General features: G+C 75.4%; 23 protein-coding genes. 10 read left to right on the top strand and 13 right to left on the bottom strand.

The window, feature by feature from the left end; all coding sequences use genetic code 11:
* The first annotated feature begins 24 nt into the window (after positions 1 to 24).
* The gene (locus CFLA_RS16860; protein ID WP_013118553.1) at positions 25 to 756 is read left to right on the top strand and encodes a hypothetical protein; all 732 of its coding nucleotides are present in this window, start codon (positions 25 to 27) and stop codon (positions 754 to 756) included.
* A 28-nt stretch (positions 757 to 784) separates the two neighbouring features.
* On the opposite strand, the gene CFLA_RS16855 is transcribed toward CFLA_RS16860, so the two are convergent.
* The gene (locus CFLA_RS16855; protein ID WP_013118552.1) at positions 785 to 1,675 is read right to left on the bottom strand and encodes a phosphotransferase; all 891 of its coding nucleotides are present in this window, start codon (positions 1,673 to 1,675) and stop codon (positions 785 to 787) included.
* Between the two features lie 194 nt (positions 1,676 to 1,869).
* On the opposite strand from CFLA_RS16855, the gene CFLA_RS16850 reads away from it, so the two are divergent.
* Positions 1,870 to 2,502, top strand: a complete 633-nt coding sequence (locus CFLA_RS16850; protein WP_013118551.1) for a superoxide dismutase family protein — start codon at positions 1,870 to 1,872, stop codon at positions 2,500 to 2,502.
* Positions 2,503 to 2,578: 76 nt separating this feature from the next.
* A complete protein-coding gene (locus CFLA_RS20580) occupies positions 2,579 to 2,755 on the top strand; it encodes a hypothetical protein (RefSeq protein ID WP_013118550.1) in 177 nt (58 codons plus the stop codon).
* A gap of 124 nt (positions 2,756 to 2,879) precedes the next feature.
* On the opposite strand, the gene CFLA_RS16845 is transcribed toward CFLA_RS20580, so the two are convergent.
* On the bottom strand, positions 2,880 to 3,977 hold the full coding sequence (locus CFLA_RS16845; protein ID WP_013118549.1) for a sensor histidine kinase: 1,098 nt from the start codon (positions 3,975 to 3,977) through the stop codon (positions 2,880 to 2,882).
* The gene (locus tag CFLA_RS16840) at positions 3,974 to 4,705 is read right to left on the bottom strand and encodes a response regulator transcription factor (RefSeq protein WP_043599221.1); all 732 of its coding nucleotides are present in this window, start codon (positions 4,703 to 4,705) and stop codon (positions 3,974 to 3,976) included. Before CFLA_RS16840 ends, CFLA_RS16845 begins: the two co-directional genes overlap by 4 nt.
* A 112-nt stretch (positions 4,706 to 4,817) precedes the next feature.
* Here CFLA_RS16840 and CFLA_RS16835 point away from each other — a divergent pair, with 112 nt between their 5' ends.
* Entirely contained in the window at positions 4,818 to 7,016 is a 2,199-nt protein-coding gene (locus CFLA_RS16835; protein ID WP_013118547.1) for an MMPL family transporter, read from the top strand.
* A 104-nt stretch (positions 7,017 to 7,120) separates the two neighbouring features.
* Here CFLA_RS16835 and CFLA_RS16830 read toward each other — a convergent pair whose 3' ends face one another.
* From CFLA_RS16830 to CFLA_RS16785, 10 genes are all read right to left on the bottom strand, one after another.
* On the bottom strand, positions 7,121 to 7,495 hold the full coding sequence (locus CFLA_RS16830) for a TcmI family type II polyketide cyclase (protein ID WP_013118546.1): 375 nt from the start codon (positions 7,493 to 7,495) through the stop codon (positions 7,121 to 7,123).
* Positions 7,496 to 7,537: 42 nt separating this feature from the next.
* Positions 7,538 to 8,263 (bottom strand): response regulator, encoded by a 726-nt coding sequence (locus CFLA_RS16825; RefSeq protein ID WP_245530266.1) that lies wholly within the window; start codon positions 8,261 to 8,263, stop codon positions 7,538 to 7,540.
* A gap of 31 nt (positions 8,264 to 8,294) precedes the next feature.
* Complete coding sequence (locus tag CFLA_RS16820) at positions 8,295 to 9,086, bottom strand: sensor histidine kinase (protein ID WP_013118544.1); 792 nt, start codon at positions 9,084 to 9,086, stop codon at positions 8,295 to 8,297.
* Between the two features lie 281 nt (positions 9,087 to 9,367).
* Positions 9,368 to 10,642 carry a beta-ketoacyl synthase N-terminal-like domain-containing protein gene (locus CFLA_RS16815; RefSeq protein ID WP_013118543.1) on the bottom strand — a complete coding sequence of 425 codons (1,275 nt, stop codon included), beginning with the start codon at positions 10,640 to 10,642 and terminating at the stop codon, positions 9,368 to 9,370.
* Positions 10,642 to 11,910 carry a beta-ketoacyl-[acyl-carrier-protein] synthase family protein gene (locus CFLA_RS16810; RefSeq protein ID WP_013118542.1) on the bottom strand — a complete coding sequence of 423 codons (1,269 nt, stop codon included), beginning with the start codon at positions 11,908 to 11,910 and terminating at the stop codon, positions 10,642 to 10,644. Before CFLA_RS16810 ends, CFLA_RS16815 begins: the two co-directional genes overlap by 1 nt.
* Positions 11,907 to 12,791: a cupin domain-containing protein gene (locus CFLA_RS16805; RefSeq protein ID WP_013118541.1), complete on the bottom strand. Its 885-nt coding sequence runs from the start codon at positions 12,789 to 12,791 to the stop codon at positions 11,907 to 11,909. The genes CFLA_RS16810 and CFLA_RS16805 overlap by 4 nt, the downstream gene beginning before the upstream one ends.
* Positions 12,788 to 13,057 (bottom strand): acyl carrier protein, encoded by a 270-nt coding sequence (locus CFLA_RS16800; RefSeq protein ID WP_013118540.1) that lies wholly within the window; start codon positions 13,055 to 13,057, stop codon positions 12,788 to 12,790. The genes CFLA_RS16805 and CFLA_RS16800 overlap by 4 nt, the downstream gene beginning before the upstream one ends.
* A 46-nt stretch (positions 13,058 to 13,103) precedes the next feature.
* Positions 13,104 to 13,439 carry an antibiotic biosynthesis monooxygenase family protein gene (locus tag CFLA_RS16795; protein WP_013118539.1) on the bottom strand — a complete coding sequence of 112 codons (336 nt, stop codon included), beginning with the start codon at positions 13,437 to 13,439 and terminating at the stop codon, positions 13,104 to 13,106.
* The gene (locus CFLA_RS16790) at positions 13,439 to 14,266 is read right to left on the bottom strand and encodes an SDR family NAD(P)-dependent oxidoreductase (RefSeq protein ID WP_013118538.1); all 828 of its coding nucleotides are present in this window, start codon (positions 14,264 to 14,266) and stop codon (positions 13,439 to 13,441) included. The genes CFLA_RS16795 and CFLA_RS16790 overlap by 1 nt, the downstream gene beginning before the upstream one ends.
* Entirely contained in the window at positions 14,263 to 14,676 is a 414-nt protein-coding gene (locus CFLA_RS16785; RefSeq protein ID WP_222836763.1) for a SchA/CurD-like domain-containing protein, read from the bottom strand. The genes CFLA_RS16790 and CFLA_RS16785 overlap by 4 nt, the downstream gene beginning before the upstream one ends.
* Positions 14,677 to 14,818: 142 nt before the next feature.
* Between CFLA_RS16785 and CFLA_RS16780 the strand changes: the two genes are divergently transcribed.
* The 6 genes from CFLA_RS16780 to CFLA_RS16755 all read left to right on the top strand — a co-directional run bounded on the left by CFLA_RS16780 (position 14,819) and on the right by CFLA_RS16755 (position 22,519).
* Positions 14,819 to 16,042, top strand: coding sequence for an FAD-dependent oxidoreductase (locus CFLA_RS16780; protein WP_013118536.1), 1,224 nt, complete (start codon positions 14,819 to 14,821; stop codon positions 16,040 to 16,042).
* Positions 16,039 to 16,875: an SAM-dependent methyltransferase gene (locus CFLA_RS16775; RefSeq protein WP_013118535.1), complete on the top strand. Its 837-nt coding sequence runs from the start codon at positions 16,039 to 16,041 to the stop codon at positions 16,873 to 16,875. Before CFLA_RS16780 ends, CFLA_RS16775 begins: the two co-directional genes overlap by 4 nt.
* 110 nt (positions 16,876 to 16,985) lie before the next feature.
* Complete coding sequence (locus tag CFLA_RS16770; protein ID WP_013118534.1) at positions 16,986 to 18,701, top strand: sensor histidine kinase; 1,716 nt, start codon at positions 16,986 to 16,988, stop codon at positions 18,699 to 18,701.
* 118 nt (positions 18,702 to 18,819) lie between these two features.
* Complete coding sequence (locus CFLA_RS16765) at positions 18,820 to 20,280, top strand: amino acid permease (protein ID WP_052302749.1); 1,461 nt, start codon at positions 18,820 to 18,822, stop codon at positions 20,278 to 20,280.
* A gap of 49 nt (positions 20,281 to 20,329) precedes the next feature.
* A complete protein-coding gene (locus CFLA_RS16760; protein ID WP_013118532.1) occupies positions 20,330 to 21,685 on the top strand; it encodes an APC family permease in 1,356 nt (451 codons plus the stop codon).
* Positions 21,686 to 21,715: 30 nt separating this feature from the next.
* Positions 21,716 to 22,519, top strand: coding sequence for an EI24 domain-containing protein (locus tag CFLA_RS16755; RefSeq protein WP_013118531.1), 804 nt, complete (start codon positions 21,716 to 21,718; stop codon positions 22,517 to 22,519).
* Positions 22,520 to 22,654 lie beyond the last annotated feature (135 nt).

Raw genomic sequence — 22,654 nt, 5'->3', positions numbered from 1 at the left:
CGTCCGACCGAGCAAGGGGGCACCATGCATCACGAGACGACCACCGCGGGCGACGCGGCACGAGAGCTGCCCGTACGCGGGATCCTGGTCTCCGCCTTCGGCCTGCTGGTCATGGCGGCCGTGTCCGTGTACGCCTGGGGCCAGCTGCCCTGGGTGCTGACGCTCGAGGACGGCGGCAAGGACGGTGCCGACGCGTACGTCCCCAAGCTGGTGCTCGTCACGCTGCCGTCGCTGCTGCTCGTCGGCATCGGCGCCGTCGGGGTGGCCGCGCAGCCGGTCCGCGAGCGCATCGCCCGCACGGGCGTGGTGCCGCTGTGGCGGACGCGCGAGACCGACCGCCGCTCGATCGACACGGCGTTGTCGATCCTCACCCCCGTCCTCGTGGCGATCCACGCCTACTTCCTGAGCTACGCCACCGGGGACGAGCGCACCGGCCGCGTGGTCCTGGCGGCGGCCGTCGCCCTGGTGGCCGTCGTCATCGGCAACGGCCTGCCCAAGGCGCCGGTGCCGGACGACGCGCAGCGGCAGGCGCTGCGGCTCGACGAGAGCCCCGAGCTCGACCGGCTCGTCATGACGGCGCGTCGCGGACAGCGCCGGGCGGGGCCGGTCGTCCTCGTGCTCGGCCTGGTGGCGTTCGTGCTCGCATTCGTCCAGCCGACGGTGTCGCTGGGGGTCTCGGTGCTCGCCGTGGTCGCGATGGGGGCCGTCACGGGCTTCGTGGTGCTGTGGTCCGCGCTCCGTCGGTCGCGCGCCTGATCGGGTGCCCGCACGGCGGGCCGGGGCGTCACACGGGACGGACGACTCCCAGCCCGATGAGCGCACGCCAGCCGATCGCGCTCGTCAGCGGGTCGTCCCAGCCCGCCCACCCGGTGGCCAGGGCGAGGCCGACGCCGCGGGCGCGTGCGGCCGTCGCGGGGGACAGCCCGCCGCATGCGTCGTACGCCGCCGCGACCCCGGCCGCCGGCAGGTCCAGCCACAGGAAACCGAGGTCGGTGGCCGGGTCGCCCTCGGCGACGTCGGCCCAGTCGAGGATCCCGCCGAACCGCCCGTCGACGCTCACGAGGTTGTGCGGGTGCAGGTCCGCGTGGATCCAGGTGCGTGGGACGTCGACGGGTGCGGCCAGGGCGTCGGCCCACGTCCGCTCCGCAAGTGCGCGGTCGAGCCGCAGGCCGCGCGCCGGCCCCTCCCGCTCGACGTGCGCGAGGGACGCGACCACGCCGGCGGAACGGTCGGCGAGCGGGATCGACTGCTCGTCGTTGTACGGCGCGTCGGTGGGCGCGGGCACGTGCACCTGCCGCAGCGCACGGCCCAGCGGCGGGCCCGCGGACGCGGCGAGCGGCACCTCCGCAGCCGTCACGCCCGGCAGCCAGGTGACGACCGCCCACGGCCACGGGTACCCGGCGCCCGGCACGCCGACGCGCACCACGCGCTGCGTCGGGAACGTCCACCCCACGGCCAGCTCGCGCACCCACCGCAGCTCGGAGCGCATCGACCCGACGGACGCTGCGGTGCGCGGCAGCCGCACGGCGAGGTCGTCACCCAGCGGGTACATCGCCATGTCCCAGCCGGCGTACCGGCGGCCCAGCGGCAGCGGCACCAGGTCGGGGTGCTGCTCGGCGAGCAGCGCGCGCACGACGTCGGGGTCGATCGGGACCTCGTCGGGCGGTGCCGCCACGGCTGCTCCTCACGTCGGGGTCGTCACGTCGGGGTCGTCACGCCGGGCCGCAGGTCCCCGCGGCGTCGAGAGGACTCGCCGCGTCCTCGTCGGTCACGGGCCGCGTGGCGGGTCGGTGGTGTCGCGTTCGACGCGCGCGGTCCCCGGGCCTTTCGTAGCGTGGACGGCTCCGAGCACCGACACCAGGGGGCACGATGCGAGGCAGGCTCAGCACGACCACGCTCACGATCGCCGCACTCGCGGCACTCACCGCGTGCGGCGACGCGGACCAGGAGCAGCCGGCCGCAGGGGGTGAGCCGGCCGCCACGACGGCAGCCACCCCGGACGACCGGGACGACGACCTCGAGGTCTCGCTCGTCGACGCGACGGGTGCGCAGGTCGGCACCGTGTCGCTGGACGAGGACGACGACGCGCTCGAGATCGAGGTGGCCGTGGACGGGCTGGACCCCGGCTTCCACGGGTTCCACGTGCACGCCGTCGGCCGGTGCGAGCCGGCCAGCCCGGACCCGTCGGACCCCGCGAAGATCGGCGACTTCCTGTCCGCCGGCGGGCACCTGGGGGCCGACGCGGGCGACCACGGCGAGCACGCGGGCGACCTGCCGCCGCTGCTGGTCGACGCGTCGGGGTCGGCCGAGCTCACGGTGACGACGGACGCGCTGACGCTCGCCGACCTGACCGACGACGACGGCTCGGCCGTGATGGTCCACGCGGGCCGCGACAACCTCGCGCACGTGCCCGAGCGCTACGCACCCGACGGCCCCGACGAGGCGACGCGGAAGACCGGTGACGCGGGCGACCGCGTCGCGTGCGGCGTCGTCGGCGGCTGACGGGCGCCGCTGCCCGACCCCCCGGACCTCGTCACCTCGGGTGGCGGGGTCCGGGTGAGGGCCGCAGGGTGGAGGGATGAGCGAGGACACGGTCCACCCGGCATCCCAGCGGCCCGAGACGCAGGACCCGGAGAACCAGCCGCTGCCCGGAGCGACCGGCCCGGACACGCAGCCGCCCCCGGGCGACAACCAGGACACGGCCACGCGCCGCCTGTACCCGTCCGACCCGACGGGCCAGGACCCGACGCCCTGAGCGCCCCGCCGCCGACCGCCGCCGGCGTCGCTCGACGGTGCGCGTGGTGGTCACACCTGGCGGTGCCGGAGCGGGAAGTGGTCGCACCTGTGACCACTGTTCGCGACGGGCGGGCCGGGTGGGGTCAGCGGGGGAGCTGGAGGGTGATCGTCGTGCCCCCGCCCGGGGTCGGCACCGCCGCGACCGTGCCCCCGTGGGCGTGCGCGATCGCCGCGACGATCGACAGGCCCAGCCCGGCGCCACCCGTCGCGCGTGCCCGGCCCGCGTCCGCGCGGTAGAACCGCTCGAACACGTGCTCGCGGTGCTCGGGGGCCAGGCCCGGCCCGTCGTCGGCGACGTGCAGCACGGCGTGCGGGCCGTCGGCACGCACCCGCACGGTCGCGCGCGTGCCCGGCGGGGTGTGCCGCGTGACGTTCGTCAGCAGGTTCGCGAGCACTTGGCGCAGCGCGGCCTCGTCGCCGAGCACCACCACCGGCCCGTCCTCGTCGACCACCACGGTGCGCTCGCCGTCCGCGGCGCGTGCGTCCATCGCGGCGTCGTGCGCGAGCACGGTCAGGTCGACCGGCCCGTGCTCGAGCTCGCGCTCCGCGTCGAGCCGCGCCAGCAGCACCAGGTCGTCGACGAGGTCGCCCATGCGCTCGGCCTCCGAGCGGATGCGGCTGAGCACCTTCGGCAGCTCCTGCGGGTCGTCGCGTGCGCCGCGGTCGAACAGCTCGGCGTACCCGCGGATCGTCGTCACCGGCGTGCGCAGCTCGTGCGCCGCGTCCGCGACGAACGTGCGCAGCCGCTGCTCCGACTCGGCGCGCGCCGCGAGCGCCGCGTCGAGCCGGTCGAGCATGGCGTCCAGCGACGTGGCGAGCCGGGCGACCTCCGCCGGCTGGTCGCCTGCGGCCACGCGCCGGTCCGTCACGCGGTCGGGTGCCGCACCGATCTCCTCGGCGGCACGCGCGATGCCCTCCAGCGGCCGCAGCGCGCGGCGCACCCCGTGCCAGGACAGCAGCGCGACGGCCACCAGCGCCACGCCCGCCGACGTCAGCGCGGCGGCCCGCACCCGCTGCTGCAGCTCCGCGAGCGAGCCGGCGTCCCCGCGCCAGTCGTTCACGGCCGCGAGCGTCCCCCCGAGCGCCGCGAGCAGCCCGACCGCGAGCAGGCACGTGACCAGCACCGTCAGCCGCACCCGCAGCGAGCGGGCCGGCCGCGGGCGCGTCGCCGCCGCGCTCACCTGCCCCGCTCGCGCCGCCGCGCCGCCCCGGCCTGCGTGCGCATCACGTAACCCACGCGCGGGATCGTGTGGATCAGCGGCGGCGGGTACACGTCGACCTTGCGCCGCAGGTACGAGACGTAGGTCTGCACGACGCCGTCGTTGCCGTTGAAGTCGTACTCCCACACGTGGTCGAGGATCTGCCGCTTCGACAGCACGCGTCCCGCGTTCGCCGTGAAGTACCGCAGCAGCTTGAACTCCGTCGGCGTGAGGTCGATGAGCTCGCCCGCGCGTCGCGCCGCGTGCGCCGCGACGTCGACCTCGAGGTCCGCGAAGCGCAGCACGTCCCCGTCGGCGTCGGGCGACGGGACGCCCGTGCGGCGCAGCACCGCGCGCACCCGCAGCACGAGCTCGTCGAGGCTGAACGGCTTGGTCACGTAGTCGTCGCCACCGACCGTCAGGCCCGCGATGCGGTCGGCCTGCGCGTCGCGCGCCGTGAGGAACACGACCGGTGCGTCCAGCCCCAGGCGCCGCAGCTCACGGCACGTCTCGAGGCCCGAGCGGTCGGGGAGCATGACGTCGAGCACGACGAGGTCCGGGTCGAACGTCTGCGCGCTGGCCACGGCCTGCGCCGACGTGCCCGCCGTCTGCGTCTCGAAGCCCTCGTAGCGCAGCGCCGTGGCCACGAAGTCGGCGAGGAACGCCTCGTCGTCGACGACGAGGACGCGCGGTGGGGCAACGGTGGTCACCTGGGCAGTCTGCCCCGGTGCGTCCCCCGGCCGCGAGGTGCCCACGCCGGTTCTCAGACTTTCCCCAGATCTCCCGCACGGCCACGGAAGACCGCTCTGGTGCCCTGGTGGCATGGAGAGACTCTCGAGACACGTCCTGGGGCACCGGCGCACCGTGCGCCTGGTGCTCGTGCTGCTGTTCCTCGCCAGCGGCGGCGCGATCGCGCTGCTCCTGCCGAACATGACCGAGGCCAACCAGTACCCCGGCCTGCCCGCCTACGAGGCGAACCAGCAGATCCTCGACACCTACGGCACCGGCGGGTACGAGCGCCCGTTCGTGCCGGTGGTGACGCTGCCGCCCGGCACGGACGTCGAGGACGTGCGCGACGACCTCGCCGACGCGTTCGCCGCGGCCGGCACGGCCGCCGGTGCGCGCGTCGTCTCGTGGGCCGACACCGGCGACCCCGCGTTCGTCGGCGACGACGGGCGCACGACGTTCGGCCTGGTGTTCGGCGGGCCCGTCGAGCAGGGCGGGCTGCCCGGCAGCGCGCTCGGCGAGGGCGGCCAGCTCACCGAGGTCGTCGTCGACGCCATGACACCGCTGCTGCCGCCCGGGGCGACCCTGCAGGTCACCGGCCTGGACCCGCTCGCCACCGGCACGGACGCCGGCGGGCTCAACGTGCCCGTCAAGCTCGCGCTCACGGTGCTGGCCGCGCTCGTGGTGCTCGCGTGGGCGTTCCGCTCGTGGCTCGCGCTCGTGCCGCTGCTCACCGCGTTCACCGCGATCCCGATCTCCTACATCGGGCTGCTGCTCGTCAGCCCGTTCGTCACCGTGCACGAGACGACCGTCATCATGCTGCCGCTGCTGGGCATCGGCATCGCGATCGACTACGCGCTGCTCGTCGTCGCGCGCTGGCGCGAGGAACGGGCCCGCGGGACCCTCGGTGACGAGGCCGTGCACGCCGCGATGCGCACGGCCGGGCACGCGGTCGCGTTCTCCTCCGGCGCCGTCGCCATCGGCCTGCTGACGATGATCGTGCTGCCCATCCCGCTGCTGCGCAGCCTCGGTATCGGCGGCACCATCGTCACCGCCACGTCCGCGCTGGTGTCGGTCACGATGCTCCCGCTCCTGCTGTCCTGGGTGGGCCGGCGCACGCACGGCGCGTCCGTGCGGACCAGCCGCCTGGACCGTGACGGCAGCGGCGCGTGGACCCGGTGGGTCGAGGGCGTCGTGCACCGGCGCTGGCCCGCGATGATCGCCTCGACGCTGCTGCTCCTGCTGCTCGGTGGCGTCGCCGTCAACCTCAACCTCGACGTGCCCGCGTCCGACGACCTCGCGTCCGCCGGCCCCGGGCGCGACGGCCTCGACACGCTCACCGGTGCCGGCGTGCCCAGCGGCACGCTCGCGTCGTTCGACGTGTACGTGCCGCCGGGCACCGACCCCGACGCGCTCGCGGACGACCTGCGGGCGCTGCCCGGGGTCCACGGCGTGGCCGCCCCCGACGACGACGCGTGGCGCCGCGACGGCTCGGCCGTGCTCACCGTGCTGCCCGTCGAGGAGTCGGGCACCCCCGGCGGGCGGGCCACGATCGACGCGGTCGTCGACACCGTGCCCGACGGCGTCCTGGTCGGCGGCAACGCCACGCAGCAGATCGGGTACGTGGACGTCACCTACGGCACGTTCCTGTGGATGCTCGGCCTCGTCGCGCTCGTCAGCTACGTCATGCTGGCCCGCGCGTTCCGGTCGCTGCTGCTGCCGCTGAAGGCCATCGTCATGAACCTGCTGTCGTTCGCGGCCGTGCTGGGCGCGATGGTGCTGGTGTGGCAGTGGGGCTGGGGCACGCAGGCGCTGCTGGGGATCCAGGCGGACGGCGCGATCGGCACGTTCGTGCCCGTGACGCTCTTCGCGTTCCTGTTCGGCCTGACGATGGACTACGAGGTGTTCATCCTGTCCCGCGTGCGCGAGGAGTACGACCGCACCGGGGACACGCGCCTCGCCGTCGTGCGCGGCGTGGCCCGCACCGGGCGGCTGGTGACCTACGCGGCGCTCATCCTGTTCTTCTCGTTCGCGTCGATGGCGTCCGGCGGTGAGCTCGACGTCGCGATCTTCGCGTCCGGCATCGCGCTCGGCATCCTGCTCGACGCGACGATCGTGCGCTCGGTCCTCGTGCCGGCGACCGTCGTCATGATGGGTCGTTGGAACTGGTGGCTGCCGGTGTGGGCGGCGCGTCTGCTGCGCGTCGAGCCGTCGCCGCTCGCGCCGCACGGTCACCCCACGACGCCCGAGCCCGTGGCGGAGCCCGGCAGGGTCGGCGTCGGGACGGGCGCGTGACCCAGGCCCGTCGGACGCGCCCGGCCCGCGCGACGCACGTCGTCGCGCGGGCCGGGCGCAGGTCCGGGCAGCCGGCCGGGCAGGTGGCCGGGCGGCCGGTGCGGTCAGGGCGCCGCGGCACCCCGGGCCACGCCCGTGCCCCACGCCTCGGGCGCACCCGGCGTCCAGCGGTAGAACGGCGTGGCGGTCGCGTCCGCGGGGGAGCGCCACGTCGCCGGGTCGTACGGCCGGACGTACGGCTCGAGGTCCGCGCTCAGGCGCCGGAAGTCCGCGCGGTCACGGGCCCGGGCCATCGCCGCGTCCGGGCTGCCCGCGAACTCCACGTGGTGGAAGTACAGCCCCTGGTACGCGTACAGGTCGCGCCGCACGACGCCCAGGTCGTGCGGCAGGTCCGAGGCGTCGGACTCCGCGAACAGCCCGGCGACGTCGGACCACGCGCCGGGGTCCATGCGGGCGACGATCAGCAGACGGTGGGTCACGGTGCGCTCCTCGGCGACGGTGCGGTCAGGACCTGACCGACGCTACGGAGCAGGCCGCCACGCGTCGTCCCCCGCGGACCGGAGCACGCGGGTCCCCCGCGGGACCGTCCCTCCCCCGGGCGGGGGAGACGTGCGGTCCACCAGCCCGTGCTCGTACGCGTAGATGACGGCCTGCACGCGGTCCCGCACCCCGAGCTTGCGGTACAGGCTCTGCACGTGGGACTTCACGGTGGAGTCGCCCAGCGTGAGCCGCTCGGCGGCCTCCGCGGTGCTCAGGCCCTGCACGAGCAGCCGGAACACGTCACGCTCCCGCGCCGTGAGCTCGGCCGGGCCGTCGGTGGCCTCCATCCGCACCGTCGGGCGGCGCGCGAACTCCTCGATGAGGCGGCGCGTGACGCTCGGCGACAGCAGGCTGTCGCCGGCTGCGGCCGCGTGGATGGCGGCGACGAGCTCCGAGGTGGGGGCGTCCTTGAGGACGAGCCCGCGCGCCCCGGCGCGCAGCGCCTCGAACACGTGCTCGTCCTGGTCGTACATGGTGAGCACCACGACGCTCGTCGGCGGGTCGTCGTCCGCGCAGATCACGCGCGTCGCCTCGACGCCGTCCATGCCGGGCATCTGCACGTCCATGAGCGTGACGTCGGGACGCAGGCGGCGCGCGGTGCGCACGGCGCTGTGGCCGTCGTGCGCCTCGCCGACCACCTCGACTCCCGGTTGCCCCCGCAGCACGGCGCGGATGCCCTGTCGGATCAACGGCTGGTCGTCGACCACCAGGACCGTGGTGGCGGACCGCGGATGGCCGTCAGGCACGGGAGCGCGCCGCCCCCGGCGCGAGGTCGAACGTGGCGCGCAGCGTGAACCGGCCGTCGGGCGCGTGCGCCGCGTGGAACGTGCCGCCGCGCTCCTCGACGCGGCGTCGCATCGCGTGCAGACCGTGCCCCCCGGAGGGAGGCAGCGGCGAGGCCTGCGCGTCGGCGTGCCACGTGGTGTTGCGGACGTCGACGACGAGCGCGTCGGCGAGGTGCACGACGACGTCCACGCGCCCGGTGCCGTGCCGCACGGCGTTGACGATGCCCTCGGCGGCCACGTGCGCGGCTGCGAGCGCGACCTCGGCGGGCAGCGCCGGCGACGGCACGGGGTGCCGCACGTCGAGGCGCACGCGGTCGTCGGGGAACGACGCCGCGAGCTCGGCGAGGTGCGTGGTGAGGCACGGCAGCGCGTCGTCGACGGCGGTGGGCACGGGTTGCCGGTGGGGCGCGCGCGTGGGTGCGTGCAACGTGCCGACGAGCGTGCGGACCTCCGACATCATCTGCTGCACGAGGTGGTCGAGGCGGCGTGACGTGTCGCGGACCTCGGCGTCCGGGTGGTCGGCGAGCCGCCGCGCCTGCAGCAGCAGCGCGACGAGCCGGACCCCCAGCACGTCGTGGAGCTCGTCGGCGATGCGGCGGCGCTCGGCGTGCGTGCCGGGTCCCGCGTCGGCCAGGCACGGGTGCCCGGGTCCGTGGGAGGCTCCGTGGCCTCCTGGGTGCCCGGCCCGTGCCGGCGCCGTGCTGCGCACCTGCCCCCGGTACGTGATCGTCGCTGTCGTGTCCATGACGCTCCCCCCTAGCGGTCGTGGCCCGAATCGGATGATTCCGGGCACATGGGAAGCCCGTCAACGTCCTTTCAGGCTTTTCCGAGGATTCGCAGGGGATGCCCACATCTCTCACAGAACTCCGTGACGCGCCGTGCACGGGGCGTCCGTCGACGTGTCACCCCGACGGCTCGGTCGCCGAGCGCGCGACGTGGTCCGACCGCTCTCGCGCGCCCGCAGACGCCACGAGATCGCCCTCTCACCGTCGGGTGAGAGGGCGATCCCGTCACGCACCGCCGGGGTCAGGGCTCCGGGGTGCGCAGGACGGCGGCGGCGTTGAAGCCGCCGTGGCCGCGGGCGACGACGAGGGCCGTGCGCAGGCCCGTGCCCGCGCGGGGCTCGGTGACCAGGTCGAGCGCGGGGTCGGGCCCGACGCCCACGGACGGCGGGACCACGTCGTGGTGCAGCGCGAGCGCCGCCCACGCGAGGTCCAGCGCCGCGCCGCCCGAGCACAGCCGGCCCGTCATGGTCTTCGGCACGCTCACGGGCACGCCGCGCGTGCCGAACACCTCGACGAGCGCGGCACGCTCGGCCGCGTCGCCCGCGGGGTCGCCCGCGCCGTCGGCGAGGACGACGTCGACGTCCGACGCGCGCAGCCCCGCGCGCTGCAGGGCCAGCACGACGGCGCGCACGAGCTGCCCGTGGTCGCCCGTGCCGGGGGCCGTCGTGCGCCCGTCGTGCGTCGATGCGGTCGCGACGACCTGCGCGTACGCGCGTCCCGCACCGCGCCGGGCGGCGAAGGCGGGCGACTCCAGGACGAGCATCGCGCCGCCCTCACCGGGCACGTACCCGCCCGCGTCGGGCGCGAACGGCCGGTACGCCCGGCGCGGGTCGGGGTCGGTGCTCCACGTGCGGCGCCCCGCCTGGCACGCGAGCGCGTACGGGGACACCGCCGCCTCCGTGCCGCCGACGACGACCGCGTCGGTGCCGCGGCGCAGCAGCCGGTTGGCCGTCGCGGCCGCGTCGACGCCCCCGGCGCCGTCGGACACGACGACCCCGCACTGGCCCTTGAGCTGGTCGCGGATCGAGACCTGCCCGCTGCTGGCGGCGTAGAACCAGCCGATCGACTGGTACGCGCTCACCGACTCCGGGCCCTGGCCCCACAGGGCGTGGATCTCCCGCTGCCCGAACGCGTTGCCGCCCGAGCCGCTGGCCGTCACGACGGACAGGCCGTACGGGTCGTGGTCGGCGGGGTCGAGCCCGGCGTCCTCGAGCGCCAGCTGCGTCGCGGCCAGCGCCATCCACGTCCACCGGTCGGTCTGCACCTGGATGCGGCTCTCGACGAACGCGTCCTCGTCGAACCCCTCGACCAGGCCGGCGACCTGCGTCGTCAGGCCCGCGTACGCGCGCTCGGCCGGCACGTGCCCCAGGCGGGACTCCCCGGCGAGGGTCGCCCGCCAGTGCGCGTCGGTCCCGATGCCCGTGGGCGCGACCACGCCGATGCCGGTGATCAGCCCGCCGGCCAGGCGTGCCGCGTCCTGCGCGCTCGTCGCGCCCTGCTGCGTCGTCACCGTCATCACGCACCACCCACCCGGGAGAAGACCATCGCGGACTGGAACCCGCCGAACCCGCTGCCGACCGACAGCGCGTGCGCCACGTCCGCCTCACGGCTGTGCAGCGGCGTGTAGTCGAGGTCGCACTCGGGGTCGGGCGTCGTGAGGTTCGCGGTCGGCGGGACGACGCCCCGGTCGATCGCGAGCGCGCACGCCGCCATCTCGATGGAGCCGATGGCGCCCAGCGAGTGCCCGACCACCGACTTGATCGAGCTGATCGGCGTGGTCCACGCCGCCTCGCCCAGCGCCCGCTTGTACGCGGCGGTCTCGTGCCGGTCGTTCTGGACCGTGCCCGAGCCGTGCGCGCTGATGTACCCGAGGTCGTCGGGCGCGACGGCGGCCTGCCGCATCGCGTCCTCGATCGCGAGGCCCAGCTCGACGCCGTCGGGCCGCAGACCCGTCATGTGGTAGCCGTTGGCGCGCGACGCGTACCCCCCGACCTCGCAGTAGATCCGCGCGCCGCGCGCCACGGCGTGCTCCAGGCGCTCCAGGACGAGCACGGCGGCGCCCTCGCCGAGGACGAAGCCCTGCCGGTCCGCGTCGAAGGGCCGCGAGCCCTCCTCGGGGTCGCCGTCGTGCGGCGTGGTGGCGCGGATCGCGTCGAAGCACGCCACGGTGATGGGCGTGATCGGTGCGTCGGACGCCCCGGCGACCATGACGTCCGCCTCGCCGTCCTGGATCAGCCGGTACGCGTGGCCGATCGAGTCGATGCCCGACGTGCAGCCGGTGGACACGACCGTGGCCTGCGCGCGGGCGCCGTAGCGGGCCGCGAGCTCGGCGGCCGCGTTGGACGGCACGAGCGCGTCGTGCAGGAACGGCATGGCGTGGTCGGCGTGCACGGCCCAGTCGCGGCCCCGGTCGCTGACGACGACGTACTCGTCCTCCAGCGTGATCGACGAGCCGACCGCGGTGCCCAGGCTGACGCCCGTGCGGTCCAGGTCGACCGCCGCCAGGTCCAGGCCGCTGTCGCGCACGGCCTCGTCGGCCGACGCGAGGGCGAGCTGCACGAACCGGTCGGTGCGCCGCACGTCGCGCGGTGTCAGGCCGTACGCGGCCGGGTCGAAGTCGCACTCGGCCGCGATGCGGGAGCGGAACGGCTCCGGGTCGAACGCGGTGACCCGGCGCACCGCGGGCTTGCCCGAGACGATCCGCTGCCAGAAGTCCTCGCGCGTCGCCCCGCCGGGCGCGACCACGCCGATGCCCGTGACGACGACGCGGTGCAGGCCGGTCATCGGGCACGCACCATGGCGTCGTCGTGGCGGGACCGCTCGCCGGGGAACCGCTCGTGCGGGCCGGCCTCGGTGTCGACGTGCCCGAGCTCGGGCGACGGTGCGAGCGGCCCGAGCGCGAACACGGCGTGCACCGGCCCGTCCGTGGCCGTCAGCCGGTGCCGCACGTTGCGCGGCACGAGCACGGCGTGCCCCGGCGGGACCACGTGCGGCTCGTCGTCGAGGTCGATCCGCAGCGTGCCCGACACGACGTGCACGAACTCCTCGGAGTACGGGTGGAAGTGCTCGGCGACGGACTCGCCCGGCTCGAGGTCGACCGTGCCGCAGAACCCCGCTGACGACCCGACGGTGCCGGGCGTGACGAGCGTGCGGATCGTGCCGCCGCGGCGCACGTTGGCCGGTACGTCCTGCGGGCCCACCACGCGCCGGCGGTCCGCCTCGATCCGCGCCTTGATGAGCGCCATCTGCTGCGGCGAGCGCGTGTCGATGTTCTGCGTCATCCACGCGGTGTCGACGGGTGCGGTGGGCTTCATGCGGAAGTCCTGCACCCAGCGCATGCGCGTGCGGTCCGGTGCCAGCTCCTCGTAGGTCCACTCGATGTCCATGAACTCGAACGGGCCGGTCTCGACGCGGTGGGCGCGCACGCGGCGCGCGGCCCGGTCGGCGTAGCGGCGCGACACCCAGGACCAGACGGTGCCGTCCGCGTCCGGGTGCATCGTGAGGCGGAACGTCACGGTGTCGCCGTCACGCTCCAGCACCTCGACCGACGCGTACTCGGAGAACAGGTCCGGCCAGCGCGGCAGGTCGTTGGTGACGGCCCACACGAACCCCAGCGGCGCGTCGATGTCGACGCTGTTCTCGGTGTGCCCGACGTGCCCGCTCACGCCAGACCCGCCCGGGCGCCGGCGAGGTCGTTGACGAGGTCGAGGACCTCCGCCGGCGTGCTGTCGGCGGTGACGCGGTCCTCGACCTCCACCCCGAGGCGTCCCTTGATGCGGCTCGCGAGCTCGACGCGGGCCAGGGAGTCCAGGTCGAGGTCGGCGAACGTGGTCGACCACGACTCGGGGCCGCGGCGGCGGTCGAGGCCCACGCCGTGCAGGAGCGCGGCGAAGTCCGTGTCGGTGAGGGTGCGGGAGGCGGAGGTGGTCATGTCGGTCTCCTTGTCGCGGGGGTGCCGGGCGTGGCCCGGTGCAGGGTCAGGGAACGGGGAGCGGTGCGGGGGTGGCGCGCGTCGTCTCGGCGACGACCGTGAAGCGCAGCGACCGCGCGTCGGTGAAGCACGCGCGCAGCGGGCGGACGAGGTCGACGTGCTCGGGGCTGCGCTCCCAGGCCTCGAAGTCCTCGAGCGCGTCCCACTCGCTGGTGATGAGCCACTGCTCGGGGTCGGTGGCGCTGCGGCACACCTGGTCCCGGACGTGGCCCGGCACGCCGCGCGCGACGTCGTGCCGGACCTGCTCGTACGCCGCCAGGAACGCGTCCGCCTTCTCGGGCGCGACGCGCACGAGGAAGACGACGCGTCCACGGGCGGCCATCAGGCGGGCCGTCCGGCGAGCGCGGCGTCCGGGCGCCCGACCGGGGCGGGGCGTGCGGCGGGCGCGGCGGGTGCCACGTCCGGGCGTCGTGCCGCCGCCGCGGGCGGGCCGCCCGCGAGCGCCGAGCTGAAGCCGAACCGCCCGTGCACGGGCACGACCGCGCCGTACATCCCCTCGGACTCCGGGCCCGTGAGGAACCGCACGGCGTACGCGACGTGCTCGGGGCGCACCGTGTGGTCGAGGTCGATGCCGGGGCGCTCCTCGCGCATCGCCGGGGTGTCGGCGATCGTGAGGGACACCGCGTTGGCGTGGATGCCGCGGCCCTTGACCTCGTGCGCGACGGACCGCACCCACGTCGTGAGCGCGGCCTTGCTCGCGGCGTACGCGGACAGGCCCGCGAGCGGCTCGGCGACCAGCGGTGACGTGAAGTACACGAGCCGCCCGCCCGCGCCCAGGTGGGGGAGCACGGCCTGCGTCGCCACGACGGCGGACAGGAAGTTGTCGTCCATCAGGGTGCGGTAGTCGCCGACGTCGGTGAGCATCAGCGGCCCGGGCACGAAGTGCCCGACGAGGTGCACGAGGCCCGTGAGCCCGTCGAACCGCTCGACCGCGTGGGCGGCGGCCCGCTGCGCGTCGGTCGGGTCCGACGGGTCGGCGACGAACGTCTCGACGCGGCCCGGGACGCCGACCTCGTCGGCCAGCCGCGCGAGGCGGGCCGGGTCGCGCCCGGTGAGCAGGAGCCGGTCGCCGCGCGCGGCGAGCGCCGCGACCGTGGCCGGCCCCAGGCGGCCCGTGGCCCCGGTGACGAGGAACGTCCCGCCGGTCATCCGGCGAGCACCTCGGCGTCCGCGACGCGCGTCGTGACGTGCTCCATCATGGCCGTCTGGAAGAACGCCCGCGCCGACTGCGGGGTGCTCATGTCGCGCGGTTCGAGCAGGTGCTCGTCGAGGTCGCGCTCGAGCTGCTGGATGCTCGGCTGCTTGGACAGGTGCGCCATGATCCGGCCGATGTTGCCCTCGACCTCGACGAACCGGACGACCACGTCGTCCTTCATGAAGATCGACGTGCCGAGCAGCAGCGCGCCGTCCTCGGTGCGCCACTGCGGGGGGTCGTAGTCGGCGAGGAGCTGCTTGACCTTCTCCTGGCTGCCGGGCTTCACGCGGAAGGTGAGCGCGTACCGCTGCATGGGGTGCTCCCAGGGTGTCGTGGTGATCGGGTGGACGCCCAGCAGCCTCACGGAGCGCCCGCGGCCGGGTCTTCCCCCGCGGTGACGAGTTCGCCGCCCGCCCGTGCGGGGGACCTCCTCTCGGCGGGGGGCGTGCGACCTCGTCACCGCGGGGGACGACGTGCCGCGGGCGTGCTCCGTAACGTCGCCGGGCATGGACGCACACACGCAGGACGGGCCGGGCGGCACCCGCGACGTGGTCGTGGCCGGCGGCGGCGTCGCCGGCCTGGCGGCCGCGGTGGCGCTGCGGCACGCCGGGATCCGGGTGCGCGTGCTCGAGCGCGCCGACCGGGCCGGCGCGCAGGGCGGCAACGCGCTGGTGCTGTGGCACAACGCGGTGCTCGCGCTGCGGGCGCTGGGCCTGGGCGAGGAGCTCGAGCGGATCGGCCGCCCGCTGGGCGCGTACGAGTTCCGCTCGCCGCGCCGCGGTGTGCTGGCGCGGTGGCCGCTGGCCGAGCACGCGCCGCGGTACGGCGCACCCGTGCTGTCGGTGCTGCGTGCCGACCTGCACGCGGCGCTCGCCGCGCGCGTCGGTGACGACCTGGTGACGGGTGTGGCGTGCACCGGCTGGGACGAGCGGGACGACGGCGTCGTCGTGCACCTCGCGGACGGCACGCACCTGCCGGCCGACGTGCTCGTGGGCGCCGACGGGCTGCGCTCGACCGTGCGACGGCGGCTGCACCCGCACGAGGGTGCGCCGCGGTACGCCGGGTACACCGCGTGGCAGGGGGTCGTGCCGGTCGGTGACCTCGACGTGGACGACGGGGTCTTCGTCAACACCCTCGGCCGCGGGGTCTGGTTCGTGTACTACCGCCTGGCGGACGACCTCGTGTACTGGGACGGGATCGTCGGGCCCGAGGCCGCGCGACGCGCAGGGTCCGGGGCGACGAGCCCGCGCGAGATGCTGCTGCGCGCGTTCGCGGGGTGGCCCGGCCCGGCGCGCGGCCTGGTCGCCGCGACACCCGAGCACGCGCTGCGCCCCACCGACGTGTTCGACCGCGAGCCCACGCAGCGCTGGGGTGCCGGGCGCGTGACGCTCGCGGGCGACGCCGCGCACGCCATGACGTTCAACCTCGGCCAGGGCGCCGCGCAGGGCCTGGAGGACGCCCTCGTCCTCGCCCGGCACCTGACCGCGGCGCCCGCACCGGTCGCGCTGCGCCGCTACGAGGAGGAGCGCGGCCCGCGCACCGCCGCGATGGTGCGCCGCTCCCGGTTCAACGGCGACCTGCTGCGGCGCCGCGGGCCCGTCGCGTGCGCGCTGCGCGACGCGTTCATCGCCGCGGCGTTCGAGCGCGTCGTGCTGCGTGCCACCTACCGGCTGACCGTCGACGGACTCGACCCCGCCATGTTCCGACCACTGCAGGAGGCAACCCGGTGACCACCGCGACCCGACCCACGACCGGCGTCAGCAGGACCGCCGTCATCATCGCGCAGGCGCGTGCCACGGAGGACGCGCGCCCCGACCGGCTGTTCGCCGACCCGCTCGCCGCCCACCTCGTCGACGCGGTCGGCTGGATCCAGGTGGCCGACGCGGGCCGCATGAACCAGGAGTACTTCGCGCTGCGCACCCGGTTCTTCGACGACCACCTGCAGGCCGCCGCCGCGGCCGGGTGCACGCAGGTCGTGCTGCTCGCCGCCGGGCTCGACACGCGCGCGTTCCGGCTGACCTGGCCCGACGGCACGCAGCTGTTCGAGGTCGACCTGCCGGCCCTCGTCGCGTTCAAGGAGGCCGTGCTGCGGGCCCGGCGCGCGACCCCGGCGTGCGACCGCGTCGTGCTGCCCGTCGACCTGCGTGACGACTGGCGCAGCGCGCTCGTCGACGCCGGGTTCGACCCGGAGCAGCCCACCGCGTGGCTCGTCGAGGGGCTGCTGATGTACCTCGACACGGGCGCCAACGACACGCTGCTCGCCGAGCTGGGCGAGCTGTCCGCACCGGGCAGCAGCCTGGGCTTCGAGCACGCCAACCAGGCGTACGTCGACCTGCCGCAGATGCAGGAGGTGTGGCGGCGGCTCGAGCGGTTCAACGCGACGTGGTCGTCCACGCTCGACGACCCCGTCGCGTGGGCCGCCCGGCACGGCTGGGACGCGCAGGTCACGACGGCCGACGAGCTCGCCGAGCGCCACGGGCGCCCCGTGCCGCCGCTGACCGATCCCGCGCTCGTCGGGGACGCGCGCATGTGGCTCGTCGAGGCGACGCGCAGCGACCGCTGACCGAGGGCGGCCTCGTCGTCGGCGGGGGGCGCCCGCACGGGCTGTGCGGGTCGCCTCCTGCCGGAGCCTCGCGAGGGCCGGACCGTCCCGGCCACTAGGACCTAGGTCCCATGACTCCTATCCTGGGGGCGTCGCCCGAGCAGGAGGAAGTCGTGACCCAGGCAGCAGTCCCGGTGCGGACGCAGGAGGACGTCACGTCCGCGCTCCTGTCGGCGATCCTCGACATGGCGGGGGACCTGGACACCCGCAGCCTGCTGGAACGGTTCGTCGCGGCCAGCACCGGCCTCACCGGGGCGCGCTACGGCGCCATCAACATCGTCGACGAGGCCGGCGCGTCGGTCGAGTTCGTGCAGAGCGGCGTCGAGGAGTCCGTCGTCGCCGCGCTGGGCCACCCGCCGCACGCCTGGGGGGTGCTCGGCGCGATCCCCGACGAGGGCGTCCTGCGCCTCGAGGACCTCACGCACCACCCCGACTTCCGGGGCCTGCCGCCGGGGCACCCGCCGATGGGCTCGTTCCTCGGGGCGGCCGTGCGCGTGCGCGGCGAGCGGTTCGGCACGCTGTACCTGTCCGAGAAGGCCGGCGGGTTCGACGAGGACGACGAGGGCGTCGTGCTGTCCCTGGCCGCCGCCGCCGCCATCGCCGTGCACAACTCGCAGTCGTACGACCTGGAGGTCCGCCGTCGGCGCTGGCTCGCCGCCGCGCAGGAGATCTCCACGATGCTGCTGGAGGGTGCCGACGCCGAGGACGTCCTCGAGCGGGTCGCCGACGCGGCCGTGCAGGTCGCCGGCGCGCACGTCGCTGCGATCGTGCTGCCCGGCGCCGACGCCGAGCTGCTCGTCGAGATCGTCACACCCGCGGGCCGCACGATGCTCGGTGCGGACATGAGCGCGCACCCGCGGGTCCGCGCGGCGTACGACGAGGGCGCCGGTGCCCTCGTCGCCGACGTGAGCGCCGACGGTGCGGACGCCTTCACCGGGTACGGGCCCGGGCTGCTCGCCCCGCTGCACGCCCACGGGCAGGGGATGGGGGTCCTCACGCTGCTGCGACGCTCCGGTGCCGCGCCGTTCACCGACGACGACCTGGACCTCGCGCAGTCGTTCGCGCGGCAGGCGGCACTGGCCTTCGTCCTCGGGGAGGCCGCCCGGCTGCGGGGCACCGCCGCGGTCCGCGACGAGCGCACCCGCATCGCCCGGGACCTGCACGACCTGGCCATCCAGCAGCTCTTCGCCGCCGGGATGCAGGTCGAGGCGCTGCGCGCCGACCCGTCGGGCCCCGTCTCGCCGGAGGTGTCGCAGGCCCTGGAACAGGTCGTCGCGCACGTCGACGCCGGCATCCGGCAGATCCGCGTCATCGTGCGGACCCTCGACGACCCCGGCGCGACGATCCCGCTCGTCGAGCGGGTCGTCGCCGAGGTCGAGCTCGCCCGCTCGTCGCTCGGCTTCGCGCCGCAGCTCACCGTGCGGGTCGACGGCCGGCTCGTCGAGGCGATCGCCGGCGACCGCGTCGAGGCGGGCGGCATCGACGACGTCGTCGCGCCCGGCCGCGCCAACAATGTCGTCGCCGTGGTGCGCGAGGGACTGTCGAACGTCGCGCGCCACGCCCGCTCGCAGGCCGTGTCCGTGCGGCTCGAGGTCACGACCGGGCAGCCGGGCGAGGTCGTCGTCGAGGTCGAGGACGACGGGGTCGGCGTGCCGCCCGCCCCCGCGCGGGCGTCCGGGACCCGGAACCTCGCGCAGCGTGCCGAGGAGTCCGGCGGGTCGTTCGCGCTGCTGCGGCCGCCGTCCGGGCGCGGGGCGCTGCTGCGGTGGTCCGCACCGCTGGACTGAGCAGCCCGGCCCCGGCCGGCCCGTCCTGGGACCCCTGGCCGCCGTCGCCCGCAGCGCCGCGGTTACCGTTGTCGGACGGCCCGCCGGCCGCACCCCGACGAGCCGAGGTCCTCACCGCATGACGTCCGCACCCGACCTGCCGGGCACCGGCGCGCCCGCCCCCGTGCCCGCCGCGGCCACCGACACCGACCGCGCCCTCGGCCACGGGCTGCGCACCCGGCACCTGACGATGATGGGTCTGGGCTCGGCGATCGGTGCCGGGCTGTTCCTCGGCAGCGGCGTCGGGATCGCGGTGGCCGGGCCGGCCGTGCTCGTGTCGTACGCGGTCGCCGGGCTGCTCGTCGTGCTCGTCATGCGCATGCTCGCGGAGATGGCGTCGGCCGTGCCCGCGTCCGGGTCGTTCTCGGTGTACGCGGAGCTGGCCCTGGGCCGCTGGGCGGGGTTCACGCTCGGGTGGGTCTACTGGTTCACGCTCGTCATGGTGCTGGGCGTCGAGGTCACCGGCGTCGCGCGCATCGTCACCGGGTGGTTGCCGGGGGTGCCGCAGTGGGGGGTCGCGCTCGCGGTCGTCGCGGTGTTCGCGGTCGTCAACCTGGTCGGCGTGCGGCAGTTCGGGGAGTTCGAGTTCTGGTTCGCGCTCGTCAAGGTCGTCGCGATCGTCGGCTTCCTCGTCGTCGGTGCGGCGCTCGTGCTGGGGTGGCTGCCGGGGACGTCGCCCGTCGGGACGGCCAACCTCCTGGGCCACGGCGGGTTCGCGCCGACCGGTGCGGCGGGGGTCGCCGCCGGGCTGCTGGTGGTGGTGTTCGCGTTCGGCGGCATCGAGATCGTCACCATCGCGTCGGCCGAGGCCGCGGACCCGCAGCGGGCTGTCGCACGCGCCACGCGGTCGATCGTGTGGCGGATCCTGCTGTTCTACGTCGGGGCCGTCGGCGTCATGGTGCTCGTGCTGCCGTGGGACTCCCCGGCGCTCGTCGAGGGGCCGTTCGTCGCCGTCCTCGACCTCGCGGGGCTCGCGGGTGCCGCGCGGCTCATGGAGGTCGTCGTCGTCCTGGCGCTGCTGTCCGCGTTCAACGCCAACATCTATGCGACGTCGCGCATGGCGTTCTCCCTCGCGGGGCGCGGCGACGGGCCGCGCGTGCTGCAGCGGGTCTCGCGGCGCGACGTGCCGTGGGTGGCCGTCGTCGTGTCGGTCGTGCTCGCGCTCGTCGCCGTCGCGCTCAACTGGCTGCTGCCCGACGCGCTGCTGGGGATCCTGCTCAACGCCGCCGGTGCGTCGCTCCTGGTGGTGTGGGTGCTGGTCGCCGTCTCGCAGCTGCGGCTGCGGCCCCGGCTGGTGGCTGCCGCGGGGGCCGAGGGGCTGCCGCTGCGGATGTGGGGGTACCCGTGGCTGACGTGGGTGACGCTCGCGGGGCTCGGCGGGGTCGTCGTGCTCATGCTGTGGGACGCCGCGGCGCGCGCCCAGCTCGCGGCGACCGCGGGGCTCGTGGCCGTCGTGGTGGGGATATGGCTGGTCACGGAGGCGGCGCGGCGGCGGCGCTCGTCCCCGGGCGACGTGCCGTCGGCGTCGCGCGCCGGGTGACGCGTCGTTCGACGCGCGCGTCGCGGCGCCCGGTCGCACACTCGGACGGGTGACCAGCGAGACGACCACCACGAGCGCCCCCACGCTGAAGCGCGCCGTCACCGGGCCCCTGCTCTTCCTGTTCATCCTCGGTGACGTGCTCGGCGCCGGGGTGTACGCGCTCATCGGCGAGATGGCCGGCCAGGCCGGCGGGCTGGTGTGGCTCGCGTTCGCCGTCGCGCTAGTCATGGCGCTGCTCACCGCGTTCTCGTACGCCGAGCTCGTCACCAAGTACCCGAAGGCCGGCGGGTCCGCCGTGTTCGCCGAGAAGGCGTACCGCAGCCCGCTCGTCGCGTTCCTCGTCGGGTTCTGCATGCTCGCCGCCGGCGTCGTCTCCGCCGCCGGGCTGTCGCTCGCCTTCACCGGCGAGTACCTCGCCGCGTTCCTCGACGTGCCGCAGGTGCCGGCCGCCGTCGTCTTCCTCGTGCTCGTCGCGCTCACGAACGCGTGGGGCATCAAGGAGTCGCTGCGCGCCAACATCGTCATGACGCTCATCGAGACCACCGGGCTCGTCGTCGTCATCGTGCTCGGCGCCTGGGTGATCGGGCGCGGCGACGCCGACCTGGGCGGCGCGTTCGAGGCCCCCGCCGAGACCGGCGTGTGGGTAGCCGTCCTGGGGTCCGCGCTCATCGCGTACTACTCGTTCGTCGGCTTCGAGACGTCCGCCAACCTCGCCGAGGAGATCACCGACGTCTCGCGCGTGTACCCGCGCGCGCTGTTCGGGTCGCTGCTCACCGCCGGTGTCGTGTACCTGCTGCTGGGGTTCGTCGCGCCCGCCGTCGTAGCGCCCGGGACGTTGGCCGAGTCGACCGGCCCGCTGCTCGAGGTCGTCGAGGTCGCCGGCGTCGTGCCGCCCAAGGTCTTCGCCGTCGTCGCGCTCGTCGCCGTCGCCAACGGCGCGCTGCTGACGATGATCATGGCGTCACGCCTGGCGTACGGCATGGCCGGGCGCGGCCTGCTGCCCGGGCCGCTCGCGCGCGTCCTGCCCAAGCGGCGTACTCCCGGCGTCGCGATCGTCGTCACCACGCTCGTCGCGATCCTCCTCGCCGTCACCGGTGAGCTCGTCGACCTCGCGTCGACCGTCGTGCTGCTCCTGCTGTTCGTGTTCCTCTCGACGAACGTCGCCGTGCTGGTGCTGCGGCGCGACCCGGTGCCGCACGACCACTTCCGCGCGCCGACGTTCGTGCCCGTGCTCGCCGTGCTGTCCTGCCTGCTGCTGCTCACCCGGCAGGAGCCGCAGCACTGGGCGCTCGCCGGTGTGCTGCTGGCCGTCGGGGTGGTGCTGCACCTGGTGACGCGGAAGTCGTCGCAGGCGAGTGCCGCCGCGCGGGTGGAGGCGCGGGCGGGGGACGCGTCGGACGGCTGAGAGGGGCCGGCGGCCCTACGCTGCGGGACCATGCACGACGTACTCGACGGGGCGCGGCTGCTGCTGCGCGGGTGGGGGTACTGGCGGCGACGCCCGGGGCTGATGGCGCTCGGGCTGGTGCCCGCCGCGCTCGTCGGCGTCGGTGCCGTCATCGCGATCGGCGTGCTCGTGCTCAACCTCGGTGCCCTGGGGGAGTGGCTCACGCCGTTCGCCGACGACTGGACGCCGTTCTGGGAGCGCGCCGCGCTGCTCGCCGCACAGACCCTGGTGCTGGCGGCGGCCGTCGTCCTCGTCGTCGTGACGTTCACCGCCCTGACCCTGACCGTGGGCGAGAAGTTCTACGACCGGATCTGGCGGGCGGTGGAGTCCGACGAGACCGGTGCCGTACCCACCGGGGACACCGGGTTCTGGCGCGGGGCCGAGGACGGGCTGGCGCTGCTGCTGCGCGGTCTGGTGGTGGCGGTGCTCGCCGGGGTGGTGGGCCTGGTGCCGCTGGTCGGCGGGGTGCTCGGGTGGCTCACCGGGCTGCTGCTCACCGGGTGGGTGCTCGCGCACGAGCTGACGACGCGCGCGCTGGTGTCGCGGGGTGTGCTGCGTGCCGAGCGGAACCGGCTGCTGCGGGAGAACCGGCGGCGGGCCGTCGGGTTCGGGGCCGCGACGCAGCTGTGCTTCCTGGTGCCCGGCGGGGCGGTGGCGACGATGCCCGCCGCCGTGGCGGGGGCGACGCTGCTGGCGCACTCGCTGCTGGGGGTCGAACGCCAACCTTCACGCTTGACCACAGACTTATCCACACATGGGGAGGAACCGCGCCAAAAGGTGCATCCGGACGCTTAGGTGCCCGGGGTGTGACGTCTTCCCGCCTCCCTCGCCCCATTCCTCGACGACACCCCCTCTGTGCCGAGTTCGGCGGGACCGCGCGCCGGGCCGTCGCGGGGTGGTGCGTGTTCTGCTGTCGCCTCCTGTGGATGA

This window comes from Cellulomonas flavigena DSM 20109, from assembly GCF_000092865.1.
GTDB lineage: Bacteria > Actinomycetota > Actinomycetes > Actinomycetales > Cellulomonadaceae > Cellulomonas > Cellulomonas flavigena.
Note: the sequence above shows the minus strand (reverse complement) of the source record. Positions and strands in the feature narration are given on the sequence as shown.